Below are 16,111 nucleotides of genomic sequence, written 5' to 3' on the forward strand. Positions count from 1 at the left end.
CACAAGCCGCCTGGGCGCCTGAGCAAGTGAAGACGCTAGTTCGGCATTCTGCCGCCTCGTTCGCGCTTGCGCCTGCTACGCCAGGCGCATCAGAACAGGCGCAGCGGCTCTTCATCCAGCGCCGCCAGCTGCTCGCGCAGGGCCAGGATCTGGTCGCCCCAGTAGCGCTCATTGGCGAACCAGGGGAAGGCCAGCGGGAAGGCCGGGTCGTCCCAGCGCCGAGCGATCCAGGCACTGTGGTGCATCAGGCGCAGCGCGCGCAGGCCCTCGATCAGCGGCAGCTCGCGGGCGTCGAAGTCGTGGAACTCCTGGTAGCCATCCATCAGTTCCGACAGTTGGCCCAGGCGCTCCTGGCGGTCGCCGGCGAGCATCATCCACAGGTCCTGCACCGCCGGGCTCGTGCGGCAGTCGTCGAGGTCGACGATATGGAAGGCGTCGTCGCGGTGCAGCAGGTTGCCCGGGTGGCAGTCGCCATGCAGGCGGATCGGCGTGTAGCGCACGCGGGCGAACAGCTCGTCGAGGCGCTTGAGCAGATCGCGCGCCACCGACTCGTAGGCTGGCAGCAGGCTGCGCGGAACGAAGTCGCCCTCCAGCAGGGTGGCCAGCGACGCATGCCCGAAGTTGTCCACCGCCAGCGTCTCGCGATGCTCGAACGGGCGGCTGGCGCCCACCGCATGCAGGCGGCCGAGCAGCTGGCCGAGGCTGTACAGCTGGTCCAGATTGCCCGGTTCCGGCGCGCGGCCACCGCGGCGGGGGAACAGGGCGAAGCGGAAGCCGGCGTGCTCGAACAGGCTCTCGCCATCGCGCAGCAGCGGCGCCACCACCGGCACCTCGCATTCGGCCAGCTCATGGCTGAAGCTGTGCTCCTCGCGAATCGCCGCGTCGCTCCAGCGTGCGGGGCGGTAGAACTTGGCGATCAGCGGCTCGCTGTCCTCGATGCCCACCTGGTAAACGCGGTTCTCGTAGCTGTTCAGCGCCAGCACGCGGGCGTCGCTGAGGTAGCCGAGGCTCTCGACGGCGTCGAGGACCAGGTCGGGGGTGAGGGTGGCGAAGGGATGGGACATGGGGCGCTCCGAAGTCAGGCGCCCAGTGTAACTGCTCGGTTAGGCAGCGGCTTGCTCAGCTCGCCGTGCCCAGCAGCACCTGTGCGGCCTGTACCCGCGCATGCACGGCGCGCCCCGGTGCCAGATCGAGGCTGCGCAACTGCTCGGCCTCGACTAGGGCGCACAGGCGCTGCCCGCCGCGCAGGGCGATGCGTACCTCGCAGGGACCGTCGCCGTCCTCCAGCACCTGCTCGACCTCGCCGTGTAGGGCGTCGGGGCCGGGCTCGCCCAGCTGCAGGCAGCCGGCCTTGAACAGGGCGATCACCGGGCTGCCGATGCTCAGTTCGAGGCGCTCGGTGCTGTCGTGGGTGATCTGCGCCTGCAGGCGATTGTCATCGTCCAGGGCTATCTCGATCAGGTCGTTGCGGCCCTGGGCGTGGATGGCCGCGACGCGGCCGCTGAGCTGGTTGCGCGCGCTGGTGCGCAGCATCAGGCGGCCGAGCAGGGCCAGGTCTTCGCCCTGTTCGGCGGCATCGAGAAACTGCGCCTGCAATTGCTCCAGGCGCTGGTACAGCTGCAGCAGACGCTCGCCGGTGGGCGACAGGCGCGCCCCGCCGCCGCCCTTGCCGCCGACACTGCGCTCCACCAGTGGCTGGCCGGCCAGGTTGTTGAGTTCGTCGATGGCATCCCAGGCCGCCTTGTAGCTGAGCCCTGCCGCCTTGGCCGCACGGGTGATCGAGCCCTGCTGCGCGACCTGCTGGAGCAGGGCGATGCGTTGTGGGCGGCGGGCGATGTGTTGGGCGAGGGTGGTCAGCAGGCTCATGGTGGTGTGCAACGGGGTTGGCTGTGGAGCGGCGCACGATGCGCGAGGCGCCGCATATCGTCAATCGCCTGGCTTGGGTGTGCGCGCCAGGCAATAGACGTCGACCCGCGTCGCGCCGGCGGCGAGTAGCAGGCGCGCCAGTGCGGCGGCGGTGGCGCCGGTGGTCAGCACATCGTCGACCAGGGCGACATGGCGGTTTCCTACCGCGGCCTGCCGATCCAGGGCGAAGGCCTGGCGCAGATTGCGTTTGCGCGCCGCGGCGTCCAGTTCCTGCTGGTGCGCGCCTTCCTGTGGGCGCTGCAGCCAGTCGCCCTGTAGCGGCAGCTGCAGGCTGTCGGCCAACCAGCCTGCGAGCATCTGCGCCTGGTTGAAGCCACGGCTGCGCAGACGCTTGCGCCCCAGTGGCACCGGCAACAGCAGGTCGGGTCGCGGCAGCCCTTCGGCGAAGGCGTGTTGCAGATGATGTGACAACAGCCCGGCCAGCAGACGTCCCATGGGCCAGTGCGCCTGGTGTTTGAAGCGGGTGATCAGGCTGTCGAGCGGGAAGGCATAGCGCCAGGCCGCTTCGACACGGCTGAAGGGCGGTGGCCGTTTCTGGCATTCGCCGCACGCCAGGTCTGTGGCCGGCAAGGGCAGCGCGCAGATCCGGCAATGCCCGCCAAGCCATGGCAGTTCGGCCTCGCAGGCGCTGCACAGCGGCTGCTCGGTGTCCGCGTGGTCAGCGCATAGCAGGCATGTTTGTTTGTTTTTTGGCCAGATGTAAACCTGGTTATCCGTGAGTGGTTGACAGCGCATGGTCCTTCCTTTGACTATGCCTCGCAGCCGTGTTGCACAGCCTAGAACAAGGAATACCCCATGAGCGCCAGTATCGCTTCCGTCACCCGTCACGATTGGTCCCTCGCCGAGGTGAAGGCGCTGTTCGAGCAGCCGTTCAACGACCTGCTGTTCCAGGCGCAGACCGTGCACCGCGCGCATTTCGACGCCAACCGCGTGCAGGTCTCGACCCTGCTGTCGATCAAGACTGGCGCCTGCCCCGAAGACTGCAAGTACTGCCCGCAGTCCGGCCACTACAACACCGGCCTGGACAAGCAGAAGCTGATGGAAGTGCAGAAGGTGCTGGAGGCGGCCGCCGAGGCCAAGGCCATCGGCTCGACCCGCTTCTGCATGGGCGCGGCGTGGAAGCACCCGTCGGCCAAGGACATGCCTTACGTATTGAAGATGGTCGAGGGCGTGAAAGCCCTGGGTCTGGAAACCTGCATGACCCTCGGCAAGCTCGATCAGGAGCAGACCCGCGCCCTGGCCGAAGCTGGCCTCGACTACTACAACCACAACCTCGACACCTCGCCGGAGTTCTACGGCAACATCATCACCACCCGCACCTACAGCGAGCGCCTGCAGACGCTGGCCTACGTGCGCGATGCGGGGATGAAGATCTGCTCCGGCGGCATCCTCGGCATGGGCGAGTCGCTCGACGACCGCGCCGGCCTGCTGATCCAGCTGGCCAACCTGCCGGAGCATCCGGAGTCGGTGCCGATCAACATGCTGGTCAAGGTCGAGGGCACGCCGCTGGCCGGCGAGAAGGACGTCGACCCGTTCGACTTCATCCGCATGCTCGCCGTGGCGCGGATCATGATGCCGAAGTCCCACGTGCGCCTGTCCGCCGGCCGCGAGGCGATGAACGAGCAGATGCAGGCCCTGGCCTTCTTCGCCGGCGCCAACTCGATCTTCTACGGCGAGAAGCTGCTGACCACCAAGAACCCGCAGGCCGACAAGGACATGCAGCTGTTCGCCCGCCTCGGCATCAAGCCCGAGGAGCGCGAGGAACACTCCGACGAGGTGCACCAGGCCGCCATCGAGCAGGCCCTGGTCGAGCAGCGCGACTCGCAGCTGTTCTACGACGCCGCGGTCTGATGCGCGATGCGGTGGATGAGCGCCCCGCCATCCACCCAGCGCAGGCCGCGCTTCTCTTCGTGGGGTGGATGACCGCTGCGCGGTTGTCCACCGGCTTCTGGTGTTGCCCATGACTTTCGATCTTTCCGCCCGCCTCGCCGAGCGCCGTGCCGCCCACCTGTTCCGCCAGCGCCCGTTGCTGGAGGCTCCGCAGGGGCCGCAGGTGCGGGTCGATGGCCGTGAGCTGCTGGCGTTCTGCTCCAACGACTACCTGGGCTTGGCCAATCACCCCGAGGTGATCGCGGCCATGCGTGCCGGCGCCGAGCAATGGGGCGTCGGCGGCGGTGCTTCGCACCTGGTGATAGGCCACAGCACGCCGCATCACGAGCTGGAAGAGGCCCTGGCCGAGTTCACCGGCCGTCCGCGGGCGCTGCTGTTCTCCACCGGCTATATGGCCAACCTGGCGGCGGTGACGGCGCTGGTCGGGCAGGGTGACACGGTGCTGGAGGATCGCCTCAACCACGCTTCGCTGCTGGATGCAGGCCTGCTCAGCGGCGCGCGCTTCTCGCGCTACCTGCACAACGATGCGGTGAGCCTGAGCAAGCGCCTGGAGCGGGCCGAGGGCAATACCCTGGTGGTGACCGACGGCGTGTTCAGCATGGACGGCGACCTGGCCGACCTGCCCGGCCTCTGTGCCGAGGCGCGCAGCAAGGGCGCCTGGGTGATGGTCGACGACGCCCACGGCTTTGGCCCGCTGGGCGCCGGCGGCGGTGGCGTGGGCGAGCACTTCGGCCTGGGCCTGGATGACGTGCCGGTGCTGGTCGGCACCCTGGGCAAGGCCTTCGGCACTGCGGGTGCCTTCGTTGCCGGCAGCGAGGAGCTGGTCGAGACGCTGATCCAGTTTGCCCGTCCCTACATCTACACCACCAGCCAGCCGCCGGCCGTGGCCTGCGCCAGCCTGAAGAGCCTCGAGCTGCTGCGCACGGAAGGCTGGCGGCGGGAACACCTGAACAAGTTGATCGGTCGATTCCGCGCCGGTGCGGCCGAGATCGGCCTGAGCCTGATGGACAGCCCGACGCCGATCCAGCCGATCCTGGTCGGCGACAGCGAGCGCGCCCTGCGGCTCTCCGCGCTGCTCAAGGAGCGCGGCCTGCTGGTCGGCGCGATCCGTCCGCCGACCGTTCCGGCCGGCGGCGCGCGCCTGCGCGTGACCCTCTCCGCCTCGCACAGCGAGGCGCAGCTGGAGCGTCTGCTGGAGGCGCTGGCCGAGTGCTGGCCGCTGGTGAATCGTCATGCGTGATCATCTGATCCTGCTGCCGGGCTGGGGCCTGGGCAGCCTGCCGCTGGAAGTGCTGGCCGAGGCCCTGCGCGGCCTCGATCCGGCGCTCAAGGTGGAGATCGAGGCGCTGCCGGAGCTGGCTCGAGGCGAGCCGCGCGACTGGCTGCTGGAGCTGGACGAGCGCCTGCCGCCGCACACCTGGCTGGGAGGCTGGTCACTCGGCGGCATGCTCGCCAGCGAGTTGGCCGCGCTGCGTGGCGAGCGCTGCCGCGGCCTGCTGACCCTGGCCAGCAATCCCTGCTTTGTCGCCGGGCCGGACTGGCCGTTCGCCATGGACGAGGGCACCTTCAACGCCTTCGTCGACGGCTGTCGCGCTGATCCGGCCGCCACTCTCAAACGCTTCAGCCTGCTCTGCACCCAGGGCTCCAGCGAAGGTCGCGGCCTGGCCCGTCAGCTGCAGGCCGCAGCGCCACATGCGGCGTCGGAAGTGTTGCTGGCCGGGCTGGAGGTGCTGGGCAACTTCGACGGGCGCAGCGCGCTGCAGCGCTTCGCCGGCCCGCAACTGCACCTGCTGGCGGGCGCCGATGCGCTGGTGCCGGCCGAGGTGGCTGGCGAGCTGCTGGTGCTGCAGCCGGATATCGAGGTCGGCCTGATCGAAGAAGTCAGCCACGCCTTCCCGCTGGAGCGCCCGCATGAAGTGGCGGCGGCCATCCACGCCTTCATGACCGAGGTCGGCGATGTCTGATATCGCCCCCGGCGGCCTGCCGGACAAACGCCGGGTGGCCGAGTCCTTCTCTCGTGCCGCAGGTAGCTACGACGCGGTCGCCGAGTTGCAGCGCGAGGTGGGTAGCGAGCTGCTGGCCGACCTGCCGGAGCTGGTACCGGCGCGCTGGCTGGACCTGGGCTGCGGCACCGGGCATTTCACCCGCGCCCTGGCGGGGCGTTATCCACAGGCCGACGGCCTGGCCTTGGACCTGGCCGAGGGCATGTTGCAGCACGCCCGCCCGTTCGGCGGTGCCCGCCACTTTGTCGCCGGCGATGCCGAGAGCCTGCCGCTGCGCGACGCCGGCCTCGACCTGATCTTCTCCAGCCTGGCCGTGCAGTGGTGCGCCGACTTCGTCGCCGTGCTGGCCGAGGCCCGGCGCGTGCTGCGCCCGGGTGGCGTGCTGGCTTTCAGCAGCCTGTGCGTCGGCAGCCTGCAGGAGCTGCGTGACAGCTGGCAGGCGGTGGACGGCTTCGTTCACGTCAATCGCTTCCGCCGCTTCGAGGACTACCAGGCGCTGTGCGCTGCCAGCGGCCTCGAGGTGCTGACCCTGGAGCGCCGGGCCAAGGTCCTGCACTTCGCCGATCTGCGCGCGCTGAGCCGTTCGCTCAAGGATCTCGGCGCGCACAACCTCAATCCCGGTCGGCCGGGCGGTCTCACCGGCCCCGCGCGCATTCGCGCGCTGATGGAGGCCTACGAACACCTGCGTACCGACCAAGGCCTGCCGCTCACCTATCAGGTGGTGCACGGCGTGCTGCGCAAGGAAAACTGAAGATGAGCCAGGCGTTCTTTGTCACCGGCACCGACACAGAGATCGGTAAAACCACCATCGCCGCCGGCCTGCTGCATGCCGCGCGTTCGGTTGGGTTGAGCACGGCGGCGGCCAAGCCGGTGGCCTCCGGTTGCGTGGCCACGGCTGAGGGGCTGCGCAATGACGATGCATTGGCCCTGCTCGCTCAGTGCTCGCTGGCGCTCGACTATGCCGAGGTCAATCCCTTCGCCTTCGCGCCGGCGATTGCTCCGCACCTGGCGGCGCGCGAGGCGGGCGTGGAGCTGAGCGTGGCGCAGCTGCTGCCCACAGTGCAGCGGGTGCTGCAGCGCGGCGCCGACTTCAGCCTGGTCGAGGGCGCTGGCGGCTGGCGCGTGCCGCTGACCGGGGCCGAGAACCTGTCCGACCTGGCCGTCGCGCTGAACCTGCCGGTGGTGCTTGTGGTCGGCGTGCGTCTGGGCTGCATCAATCATGCTGTGCTCAGCATGGAGGCCATCGAGCGTGACGGCCTGCGCGTGGCCGGCTGGGTGGCCAATATCGTCGATGCGCAGACCTCGCGGCTGGAGGAGAACCTGGCAACCCTGGCCGAACGCCTGGCGGCGCCGTGCCTGGGGCGGGTGCCGCGCCTGCCGCAGGCGACGGCCGAGGCGGTGGCGGCGCATCTCGATCTACGTCCGCTCGGTGTAGCGTTATAAGCCGTTGATCGGTCATTACCTATCGTTTGTACGTTTTTTGAGCATTTTCTGCTTCAATTGCCTGCACGAGTCTGTCCCCGTCAGGGAGTCATCAGCATGCAAATTTCCGGTAGCGCCTTCAGTGCGGGTCTCAGCGGCATCCAGGCCGGGCAGCGCCGTGTCGAACAGGCGGCTGGCGAAATCGCCGGCAACACCTTGCCCGTGCAGCGCCCAGACCAGACTCCGCCCTCCCAGCAGGTCGAGCCGAGCCCCGAGGCGCGTACCGATCTGGCCGAGAGCCTGGTCGGGCTGACCCAGGGCCGCAACGAAGTACAGGCCAACGCGCGGGTGGTGGAAACCGCCGACGAAGTGCTCGGCACTCTGATCGATACCCGCGCCTGACCGGAGTGTCGGCGCAGCAGTAGACCAAGGGCTCGCCCGTTGGGGCGAGGAGGGATGTGATGCAGATCGGTAGCGCCATGGCATACGCGGCGCCCCTGTCGTCTCCCCTGGCGGCCCGACCTCCTACGTCCGAGCTTTCCCGCCCCCCCGATACCGTCGCCGAGCCGCTGGCTGCCGAGAAGGACTCCAGCGATCTGCGCGACGAGGCGCAGACGCCTGCTCGCGCCGGCGACGAGAGCGAAGAACAGTCTCCCCGCGAAACCCAGCAGCAACGCCAGGAAGTGCTCGAGGTTGCCGAGCTGGCCAGTCGCGACCGCGAAGTGCGCGCCCACGAGCAGGCGCACGCGGCGATCGGCGGCGCCCATGCTGGCGCGCCCACCTACACCTTCAAACGTGGCCCGGACGGCAAGAGCTACGCCATCGGCGGCGAAGTCAGCATCGACACCAGCCCGGTGCCCAACGATCCCGAAGCCACTCTGCGCAAGATGGAACTGGTGCAGCGCGCCGCCTTGGCGCCGGCCGAGCCCTCGGCGCAGGATCGCAGCGTCGCCGCCCAGGCTTCGGCCCAGGCCACGCTGGCGCGTGCCGAGCTGGCCCAGTTGCGCCGTGAAGAGGCGGCAGCCGTGGCCGAGGAGCGCGCCGCGCAGCGTGAGGAGCGCCTGGCCGAGGAGGAAGAGCAGCAGGCCAAGGAAGCCGAGGCAGGTGACGAGCAGCAGCCTGCTGCGCCGCCGCCTAAACTGGACCTGTATCTGCGCCTGGCCCAGCTGCAGAGCCCGGCACCGGTGGTCGACCTGATGGCCTGAGCGGTACCTGGCAGATGCTTGACAAGGGTAGGGCGTAAACGTATGTTTCAAACGCCTGTTTGATTGCCGGGCCGGTTCGTGCCTGCCGGGCGCTGGGAGAAATCCCGCGAACGACCGCTCTAGACGGTCACCCCAATACCAAGGAATCCACCGTAGAGGTTTACCGCTATGCCTGAGTACAAGGCCCCCTTGCGTGATATCCGCTTCGTTCGCGACGAACTGCTCGGCTACGAAGCGCACTATCAGAGCCTGCCTGGCTGCCAAGACGCCACCCCGGACATGGTCAGCGCCATTCTGGAAGAAGGCGCCAAGTTCTGTGAGCAAGTCATCGCTCCGCTGAACCGCGTTGGTGACCTCGAGGGCTGCACCTGGTCCGAGTCCGGTGTGAAGACCCCCACCGGCTTCAAGGAAGCCTACCAGCAGTTCGTCGAAGGCGGCTGGCCGAGCCTGGCTCACCACGTTGACCACGGCGGCCAAGGCCTGCCGGAATCCCTGGGCCTGGCCCTGAGCGAGATGGTCGGCGAAGCCAACTGGTCCTGGGGCATGTACCCCGGCCTGTCCCACGGCGCGATGAACACCATCGAAGCCCACGGTACCGACGAGCAGAAGCACACCTACCTGACCAAGCTGGTATCCGGCGAGTGGACTGGCACCATGTGCCTGACCGAACCGCACTGCGGTACCGACCTGGGCATGCTGCGCACCAAGGCCGAGCCGCAGGCTGACGGCTCCTACAAAGTGTCCGGCACCAAGATCTTCATCTCCGCTGGCGAACACGACATGGTCGATAACATCGTCCACATCGTGCTGGCCCGCCTGCCCGACGCTCCGCAAGGCACCAAGGGTATCTCCCTGTTCATCGTGCCGAAGTTCAACGTCAATGCCGACGGCAGCGTAGGTTCGCGCAACGCCGTTTCCTGTGGCTCCCTGGAGCACAAGATGGGCATCCACGGTAACGCTACCTGCGTGATGAACTTCGACGGCGCCACTGGCTACCTGATCGGCCCGGCCAACAAAGGCCTGAACTGCATGTTCACCTTCATGAACACTGCTCGCCTGGGTACTGCTCTGCAGGGCCTGGCTCACGCCGAAATCGGTTTCCAGGGCGGCCTGAAGTACGCTCGCGAGCGTCTGCAGATGCGCTCCCTGACTGGCCCGAAAGCGCCGGACAAAGCTGCTGACCCGATCATCGTCCACCCGGACGTGCGTCGTATGCTGCTGACCATGAAGTCCTTCGCCGAAGGCAACCGCGCGATGGTGTACTTCACCGCCAAGCAGGTCGACATCGTCAAGTACAGCCAGGACGAAGAAGAGAAGAAAGCCGCCGACGCGATGCTGGCCTTCCTGACTCCGATCGCCAAGGCCTTCATGACCGAAGTCGGCTTCGAGTCCGCCAACCACGGCGTACAGATCTACGGCGGCCACGGCTTCATCGCCGAGTGGGGCATGGAGCAGAACGTTCGCGACAGCCGTATCTCCATGCTGTACGAAGGCACCACCGGCGTTCAGGCTCTCGACCTGCTGGGTCGTAAAGTGCTGATGACCCAAGGCGAAGCCCTCAAAGGCTTCACCAAGATCGTGCACAAGTTCTGCCAAGCCAACGAAGGCAACGAAGCCATCAAAGGCCTGGTTGCACCGCTGGCCCAGCTGAACAAAGAGTGGGGCGACCTGACCATGAAAGTGGGCATGGCCGCGATGAAAGACCGCGAAGAAGTCGGTGCCGCCTCGGTGGACTACCTGATGTACTCCGGTTACGCCTGCCTGGCCTACTTCTGGGCCGACATGGCGCGCCTGGCTGCCGAGAAGATCGCTGCCGGCACCGAGGACGAAGCCTTCTACAAGGCCAAGCTGCAGACCGCCCGTTTCTACTTCGAGCGTATCCTGCCGCGTACCCGTGCTCACGTCGCCACCATGCTGTCCGGCGCCAGCAACCTGATGGACATGGACGAAGAGCACTTCGCTCTGGGCTACTAAGCCTAGCTCCGACCTCAGGTCAGAAAACCGCGGCCCTCGGGCCGCGGTTTTTTTATGGGCGCAGCAAACACAGGCGACGGAATGCGGAGGATTTCCGCTGCCGTTTGCGCGCGATACAGGCAAAATGCCGCATCGTTAAATCCATCGCGAATTCACCCGTGCCCCGTCTCGCCGACTACCGCCCCGATCACCTGCTCACCGCGCTGCCCTTGCTGGTCGCCGGCCTGCTGATCGCGCGCATGGGCCAGCTCAACGAGTTCTTCCAGTCGCTGTTCAACGTGCTGCCAACCCTGCTGCTGTTGCTCGGTGGCGCCTTCTGCGTGGTCTATGGCCGCCAGCGCGAGCTGTCCCTGCTGGTGGTGGTGTATCTCGGCTATTTCCTGCTGGATACGCAGACCGACTACTTCCGCGAACACGGCCAGGTGCGCGCCGATGCTGCGCTGGTGTTCCACCTGTGCAGCCTGCTATTGCCGCTGTTCTACGGCCTCTACGGCGCCTGGCGCGAACGCAGTCACCTGGTGCAGGACATGGTTGCCCGCGCCGCCGTGCTGCTGGCCGTCGGCGGCACCTGCCTGGCCCTGGCGCGGCGCTTCCCGCAGGGTCTGCAGGCCTGGCTGGCTGAGGTGCATTGGCCGCTCTGGCATGGCCAGTGGATGAGTCTTATCCAGCTCGCCTACCCGCTGTTCCTGATCGCTGGTGTGTTGCTCGCGGTGCAGTACCTGCGCCAGCCGCGGCCGCTGCATGCGACGCTGTTGCTAGGCCTGGTCGGTCTGCTGTGGATGCTGCCCAACACCTTCATCCTGCCGCATGCGCTGCAGGTGATCAGCAGCCTGGTGATGCTGATGCTGGTGGCCGCCGTGGTCCACGAGGCCTACCAGATGGCCTATCGCGATGAGCTCACCGGCCTGCCTGGGCGGCGCGTGCTCAACGATCGCCTGCAGCGCCTGGGGCGCAACTATGTGATCGCCATGGCCGACGTCGACCACTTCAAGAAATTCAACGACACCCACGGCCATGACGTCGGCGACGAAGTGCTCAAGCTGGTGGCCAGCCGCCTGCGCCGCATCGGCGGCGGTGGCAAGGCCTATCGCTACGGCGGCGAGGAGTTCACCCTGGTGTTCCCCGGCAAGAGCCTGGACGAGTGCCGCCCGCATCTGGAGGCGGTCCGCGAGGCGGTGGAGCATTACCCGCTGCAGCTGCGCGATCGCCAGCAGCGGCCGAAGAACGACAAGGAAGGCCGTCAGCGGCGCAAGGCCAGCGGGGCCGGCAGCGTCTCGGTGACCATCAGCATCGGCGTGGCCGAGCGCGAGGCGCACCAGCGCAATGCCGAAGAGGTGATCCGCAGCGCGGACAAGGCGCTCTACGCGGCCAAGCGCGCTGGGCGTAACTGCGTGGTGGCACAGGGCGAGAACCGCCGCGGTGCAGTGCGGGTCAAGGCCGAGGCCGACTGAGAATCCGTCCACGCTCTCCTGGCTCGCGGCCATGCGGCGTTAAAAACACCCTCGGACTGCTCATGTACAACTTGTACATTCCGCTTCCTCGGGCGTTTTTGCCTTGCCTGGCTCTAATCCAAGAGACCGTGAACAGATTCTGAGGTCGGGTTATGGTGCTGCATTCAGCGCGCGCAGCGTCGTTGTCCGCAGGGTAGGCGGGCCGTTAGCGTTTCTCCATTCGCGTGCCGTTTGGGCGCGCCCCTTCCGGAGAACACGCCATGCCCGACTACAAGGCTCCGCTGCGCGACATGCGCTTTCTGATCGACGAAGTCTTCGACTACGCCTCGACCTACCAGCACATCGGCGCCAGCGACGCGACCCCGGACATGGTCGGCGCCATCCTCGAAGAGGGCGCCAAGTTCTGTGAGCAGGTCCTCGCCCCGCTCAACCGCAGCGGCGATGAAGAGGGCGCGGTGTGGCAGGACGGCGTGGTGACCACGCCCAAGGGCTTCAAGGAAGCCTTCGCCCAGTACGTCGAGGGCGGCTGGAACGGCCTGTCGGCGGATGCCACCTACGGAGGCCAGGGTTTGCCGCACTCCCTCGGCCTGATCATCGCCGAGATGGTCAGCTCGGCGAACACCTCCTGGGCCATGTACCCGGGCCTGACCCAGGGCGCCATGTCGGCGATCCACGCCCACGGCAGCGAAGAGCAGAAGCAGACCTACCTGACCAAACTCACCGAAGGCACCTGGACCGGCACCATGTGCCTGACCGAGCCGCACTGCGGCACTGACCTGGGCATCATCAAGACTCGCGCCGTGCCCCAGGCCGACGGCAGCTACGCGATCTCCGGCACCAAGATCTTCATTTCCGCCGGCGAGCACGACATGAGCCAGAACATCGTGCACCTGGTGCTGGCCAAGCTGCCCGATGCGCCGGCTGGCACCAAGGGCATCTCGCTGTTCATCGTGCCCAAGTTCAACGTCAACGCCGACGGCTCGGTGGGCGCGCGTAACGCCGTGAGCTGCGGCTCGATCGAGCACAAGATGGGCATCAAGGCCTCGGCCACCTGCGTGATGAACTTCGATGAGGCTCGCGGCTTCCTCATCGGCGGCGCCAACAAGGGCCTCAACTGCATGTTCACCATGATGAACCACGCCCGTCTGGGCACCGGTATGCAGGGCCTGTGCAACGGCGAGGCGAGCTACCAGGGCGCCGTGCGCTACGCCCACGACCGCCTGCAGATGCGTGCGCTGACCGGGCCGAAGGCGCCGGACAAGCCGGCCGACCCGATCATCGTGCACCCCGACGTGCGCCGCATGCTGCTGACCATGAAGGCCTTCAACGAGGGCAACCGCGCCCTGGCCTACTTCACCGCGCAGCTGCTCGACCTGACCCATAGCCAGGATGCCGAGGAAGTCGCCGCCGCGGAAAACCTGCTGAGCCTGCTCACCCCGATCTGCAAGGCGTTCATGACCGACACCGGCCTGGAAGTCACCAGCCTGGGCATGCAGGTATTCGGCGGTCACGGCTATATCCGCGAGTGGGGCATGGAGCAGCTGATGCGCGATTGCCGCATCGCGCCGATCTACGAGGGTACCAACGGCATCCAGGCGCTCGACCTGCTCGGGCGCAAGGTGCTCGGCAGCCAGGGCAAGCTGCTCGCCGGCTTCACCAAGATCGTCCACAAGTTCTGCGAGGCCCAGGCCGAGCATCCGCAGCTCAAGGCGCAGCTCGCCGAGCTGGCGCGACTCAATCGCCAGTGGGGCGAGCTGACCACCCGCATCGGCATGGCCGCGATGAAGAACCCGGACGAGGTCGGCGCCGCCTCGGTCGACTACCTGATGTACTCGGGCTACGTCGTGCTTGCCTACTTCTGGGCGCGCATGGGTGTGGTGGCGCAGGCGCAGCTGGATGTGGGTACGGCCGATGTCGACTTCTACCAGGCCAAGCTGGCCACCGGCGACTTCTACTTCCGTCGCCTGCTGCCGCGTGCCGCTGCGCACCTGGCCGCGGCCGATGCTGGCAGCGAATGCCTGATGCGCCTCACGGCCGAGCAGTTCGTCTGACCATCGGTCTATGCTGAGCAAAAGGCCCGCCTAGTGCGGGCCTTTTGCTTGGTGCGTGAGTGTTCACGGGGTGTGAATTGTCGGTCACAACGTGAACCTATGTGTCTGAAAAGTTGTTCGGTTAGACTCGTGAGCTCGCATCAATAGGCCGTGCTTCGGCCGTTTCGTGGCTTCGCTCGAGGATTTACCAATGGCCGACTACAAAGCTCCCCTGCGCGACATGCGCTTCGTTCTGAATGAAGTCTTCGACGTCTCCAAGCTGTGGGCCGAGCTGCCCGGCCTGGCCGAAGTGGTCGACGCCGACACCGCTGCCGCCATTCTCGAGGAAGCCGGCAAGGTCACCGGCGGCACCATCGCCCCGCTGAACCGCAGCGGCGACGAAGAAGGCTGCTCCTGGACCGACGGCGTGGTGAAAACCCCGGCCGGTTTCCCCGAGGCCTATCAGACCTACGCCGAAGGCGGCTGGGTTGGTGTTGGCGGCTCGCCGGAGTTCGGCGGCATGGGCATGCCGAAAGTGATCGGTGCCCAGGTCGAGGAGATGGTCAACTCGGCCAACCTGTCCTTCGGCCTGTACCCGATGCTGACCGCCGGCGCCTGCCTGTCGATCCTCAACCACGCCAGCGAAGAGCTGAAGCAGCAGTACCTGCCGAACATGTACTCGGGTGTCTGGGCCGGTTCCATGTGCCTGACCGAGCCGCACGCCGGTACCGACTTGGGCATCATCCGCACCAAGGCCGAACCGCAGGCCGATGGCAGCTACAAGATTTCCGGCACCAAGATCTTCATCACCGGCGGTGAGCACGACCTGACCGAGAACATCATCCACCTGGTGCTGGCCAAGCTGCCGGACGCCCCGGCTGGTCCGAAAGGCATCTCGCTGTTCATCGTGCCGAAGTTCATGGTCAACGCCGACGGCTCGCTGGGCGAGAAGAACCCGCTGGGTTGCGGCTCGATCGAACACAAGATGGGCATCAAGGCTTCGGCCACCTGCGTGATGAACTTCGACGGCGCCACCGGCTACCTGGTCGGCGAAGTGAACAAGGGCCTCAACGCCATGTTCACCATGATGAACTACGAGCGCCTGGGCGTCGGCATTCAGGGCCTGTCCCTGGGCGAGCGTTCCTACCAGAGCGCCGTCGAGTACGCCCGCGAGCGTATCCAGAGCCGCGCGCCGACCGGCCCGGTGGCCAAGGACAAGGCGGCTGACCCGATCATCGTGCATCCGGACGTGCGCCGCATGCTGCTGACCATGAAGGCGCTGAACGAGGGCGGTCGTGCCTTCTCCAGCTACGTCGCCATGCAGCTGGACACCGCCAAGTACAGCGAAGACAAGGAAACCGCCAAGCGCGCCGAGGAGCTGGTCGCCCTGCTCACCCCGGTAGCCAAGGCCTTCCTCACCGACATGGGCCTGGAAACCACCGTGCACGGCCAGCAGATCTTCGGCGGCCACGGCTTCATCCGCGAGTGGGGCCAGGAGCAGCTGATCCGCGACTGCCGCATCACCCAGATCTACGAAGGCACCAACGGCATCCAGTCGCTGGACCTGATGGGCCGCAAGATCGTCGGCAGCGGTGGCAGCTTCTACAAGCACCTGTCCGACGAGATCAAAGTCTTCGTCGCCTCCGCCGACGCTTCGCTGGGCGAGTTCACCGCGCCGCTGAAGGCCGCCGTGGAGAATCTCGATGCGCTGACCGCCTGGGTCATCGACCAGGCCAAGGCCAACCCGAACGAAATCGGCGCCGCCTCGGTGGAGTACCTGCACGTGTTCGGCTACACCGCCTACGCCTACATGTGGGCCCTGATGGCTCGCGCCTCGCTGGGCAAGGAAGGTCAGGACGACTTCTACGCCAGCAAGCTGGGCACCGCGCGTTTCTTCTTCGCCCGCCTGCTGCCGCGTATCCACTCGCTGACCGCTTCGGTCAAGGCCGGTAGCGAGTCGCTGTATCTGCTGGACGCTGCTCAGTTCTGATAATCGGCCGACGATCTGCTGCGCGTCGGCCAGGTGTCGTTGAGACCGGGTTCAGAATGCTCATTTACTTTACGTAAACTGCGCTTCTTCACCCGATCTCGCCTAGCCTGGCTCTAGCTCGCGAGATCCTCGGTCCGATTATGGATCGGTAGTGAAAAAGCCCCGCCTTGGCGGGGCTTTTTCATGGGCGGTAGAAACTGGCCAGAACGTGAGCAAGCGA

The 16,111-nt window shown here is 66.8% G+C and carries 14 protein-coding genes; 11 read left to right on the forward strand and 3 right to left on the reverse strand.

All coding sequences use genetic code 11. The features are described from left to right. Positions 1-89: 89 nt before the first annotated feature. The 3 genes from IP89_RS18200 to IP89_RS18210 are packed head-to-tail and all read right to left on the reverse strand — an operon-like array spanning position 90 to position 2,661. Positions 90-1,064, reverse strand: a complete 975-nt coding sequence (locus IP89_RS18200) for a serine/threonine protein kinase (RefSeq protein ID WP_043311072.1) — start codon at positions 1,062-1,064, stop codon at positions 90-92. Between the two features lie 55 nt (positions 1,065-1,119). Beyond that, positions 1,120-1,866 (reverse strand): TOBE domain-containing protein, encoded by a 747-nt coding sequence (locus tag IP89_RS18205; protein ID WP_043311073.1) that lies wholly within the window; start codon positions 1,864-1,866, stop codon positions 1,120-1,122. Between the two features lie 60 nt (positions 1,867-1,926). Continuing rightward, positions 1,927-2,661 (reverse strand): ComF family protein, encoded by a 735-nt coding sequence (locus IP89_RS18210; RefSeq protein ID WP_043311074.1) that lies wholly within the window; start codon positions 2,659-2,661, stop codon positions 1,927-1,929. Positions 2,662-2,721: 60 nt separating this feature from the next. Between IP89_RS18210 and bioB the strand changes: the two genes are divergently transcribed. The 11 genes from bioB (at position 2,722) to IP89_RS18265 (ending at position 15,891) form a co-directional block, all read left to right on the forward strand. After that, on the forward strand, positions 2,722-3,777 hold the full coding sequence (gene bioB, locus IP89_RS18215) for a biotin synthase BioB (RefSeq protein ID WP_043311075.1): 1,056 nt from the start codon (positions 2,722-2,724) through the stop codon (positions 3,775-3,777). Positions 3,778-3,886: 109 nt separating this feature from the next. Continuing rightward, on the forward strand, positions 3,887-5,056 hold the full coding sequence (bioF, locus tag IP89_RS18220) for an 8-amino-7-oxononanoate synthase (RefSeq protein WP_043311076.1): 1,170 nt from the start codon (positions 3,887-3,889) through the stop codon (positions 5,054-5,056). Beyond that, on the forward strand, positions 5,049-5,780 hold the full coding sequence (locus IP89_RS18225) for an alpha/beta fold hydrolase (RefSeq protein ID WP_043311077.1): 732 nt from the start codon (positions 5,049-5,051) through the stop codon (positions 5,778-5,780). Before bioF ends, IP89_RS18225 begins: the two co-directional genes overlap by 8 nt. Further along, positions 5,773-6,570, forward strand: coding sequence for a malonyl-ACP O-methyltransferase BioC (bioC, locus tag IP89_RS18230; protein WP_043311078.1), 798 nt, complete (start codon positions 5,773-5,775; stop codon positions 6,568-6,570). The genes IP89_RS18225 and bioC overlap by 8 nt, the downstream gene beginning before the upstream one ends. Positions 6,571-6,572: 2 nt before the next feature. Continuing rightward, positions 6,573-7,262 (forward strand): dethiobiotin synthase, encoded by a 690-nt coding sequence (gene bioD / locus IP89_RS18235; protein WP_043311079.1) that lies wholly within the window; start codon positions 6,573-6,575, stop codon positions 7,260-7,262. A gap of 96 nt (positions 7,263-7,358) precedes the next feature. After that, positions 7,359-7,643 carry a hypothetical protein gene (locus tag IP89_RS18240; RefSeq protein ID WP_043311080.1) on the forward strand — a complete coding sequence of 95 codons (285 nt, stop codon included), beginning with the start codon at positions 7,359-7,361 and terminating at the stop codon, positions 7,641-7,643. Between the two features lie 59 nt (positions 7,644-7,702). Further along, positions 7,703-8,446 (forward strand): putative metalloprotease CJM1_0395 family protein, encoded by a 744-nt coding sequence (locus IP89_RS18245; RefSeq protein ID WP_043311081.1) that lies wholly within the window; start codon positions 7,703-7,705, stop codon positions 8,444-8,446. A 168-nt stretch (positions 8,447-8,614) separates the two neighbouring features. Further along, complete coding sequence (locus IP89_RS18250; protein ID WP_043311082.1) at positions 8,615-10,420, forward strand: phenylacyl-CoA dehydrogenase; 1,806 nt, start codon at positions 8,615-8,617, stop codon at positions 10,418-10,420. A 158-nt stretch (positions 10,421-10,578) separates the two neighbouring features. Further along, a complete protein-coding gene (locus IP89_RS18255; RefSeq protein WP_043311083.1) occupies positions 10,579-11,871 on the forward strand; it encodes a diguanylate cyclase in 1,293 nt (430 codons plus the stop codon). A gap of 260 nt (positions 11,872-12,131) precedes the next feature. Further along, the gene (locus IP89_RS18260) at positions 12,132-13,922 is read left to right on the forward strand and encodes an acyl-CoA dehydrogenase C-terminal domain-containing protein (RefSeq protein WP_043311084.1); all 1,791 of its coding nucleotides are present in this window, start codon (positions 12,132-12,134) and stop codon (positions 13,920-13,922) included. Positions 13,923-14,112: 190 nt separating this feature from the next. After that, entirely contained in the window at positions 14,113-15,891 is a 1,779-nt protein-coding gene (locus tag IP89_RS18265) for an acyl-CoA dehydrogenase C-terminal domain-containing protein (RefSeq protein ID WP_043311085.1), read from the forward strand. Positions 15,892-16,111 lie beyond the last annotated feature (220 nt).

It is taken from the genome of Pseudomonas sp. ML96, from assembly GCF_000761545.1.
GTDB lineage: Bacteria > Pseudomonadota > Gammaproteobacteria > Pseudomonadales > Pseudomonadaceae > Aquipseudomonas.

Excerpts from the sequence above, each read along its gene's own strand:
- IP89_RS18240 (WP_043311080.1), top strand. The coding sequence starts at position 7,359 with ATGCAAATTTCCGGTAGCGCCTTCAGTGCGGGTCTCAGCGGCATCCAG.
- IP89_RS18265 (WP_043311085.1), top strand. The coding sequence starts at position 14,113 with ATGGCCGACTACAAAGCTCCCCTGCGCGACATGCGCTTCGTTCTGAAT.
- bioF (WP_043311076.1), top strand. The coding sequence starts at position 3,887 with ATGACTTTCGATCTTTCCGCCCGCCTCGCCGAGCGCCGTGCCGCCCAC.
- bioB (WP_043311075.1), top strand. The coding sequence starts at position 2,722 with ATGAGCGCCAGTATCGCTTCCGTCACCCGTCACGATTGGTCCCTCGCC.
- IP89_RS18205 (WP_043311073.1), bottom strand. The coding sequence starts at position 1,866 with ATGAGCCTGCTGACCACCCTCGCCCAACACATCGCCCGCCGCCCACAA.
- IP89_RS18200 (WP_043311072.1), bottom strand. The coding sequence starts at position 1,064 with ATGTCCCATCCCTTCGCCACCCTCACCCCCGACCTGGTCCTCGACGCC.
- bioD (WP_043311079.1), top strand. The coding sequence starts at position 6,573 with ATGAGCCAGGCGTTCTTTGTCACCGGCACCGACACAGAGATCGGTAAA.
- IP89_RS18250 (WP_043311082.1), top strand. The coding sequence starts at position 8,615 with ATGCCTGAGTACAAGGCCCCCTTGCGTGATATCCGCTTCGTTCGCGAC.
- IP89_RS18260 (WP_043311084.1), top strand. The coding sequence starts at position 12,132 with ATGCCCGACTACAAGGCTCCGCTGCGCGACATGCGCTTTCTGATCGAC.
- IP89_RS18210 (WP_043311074.1), bottom strand. The coding sequence starts at position 2,661 with ATGCGCTGTCAACCACTCACGGATAACCAGGTTTACATCTGGCCAAAA.
- bioC (WP_043311078.1), top strand. The coding sequence starts at position 5,773 with ATGTCTGATATCGCCCCCGGCGGCCTGCCGGACAAACGCCGGGTGGCC.
- IP89_RS18225 (WP_043311077.1), top strand. The coding sequence starts at position 5,049 with ATGCGTGATCATCTGATCCTGCTGCCGGGCTGGGGCCTGGGCAGCCTG.
- IP89_RS18245 (WP_043311081.1), top strand. The coding sequence starts at position 7,703 with ATGCAGATCGGTAGCGCCATGGCATACGCGGCGCCCCTGTCGTCTCCC.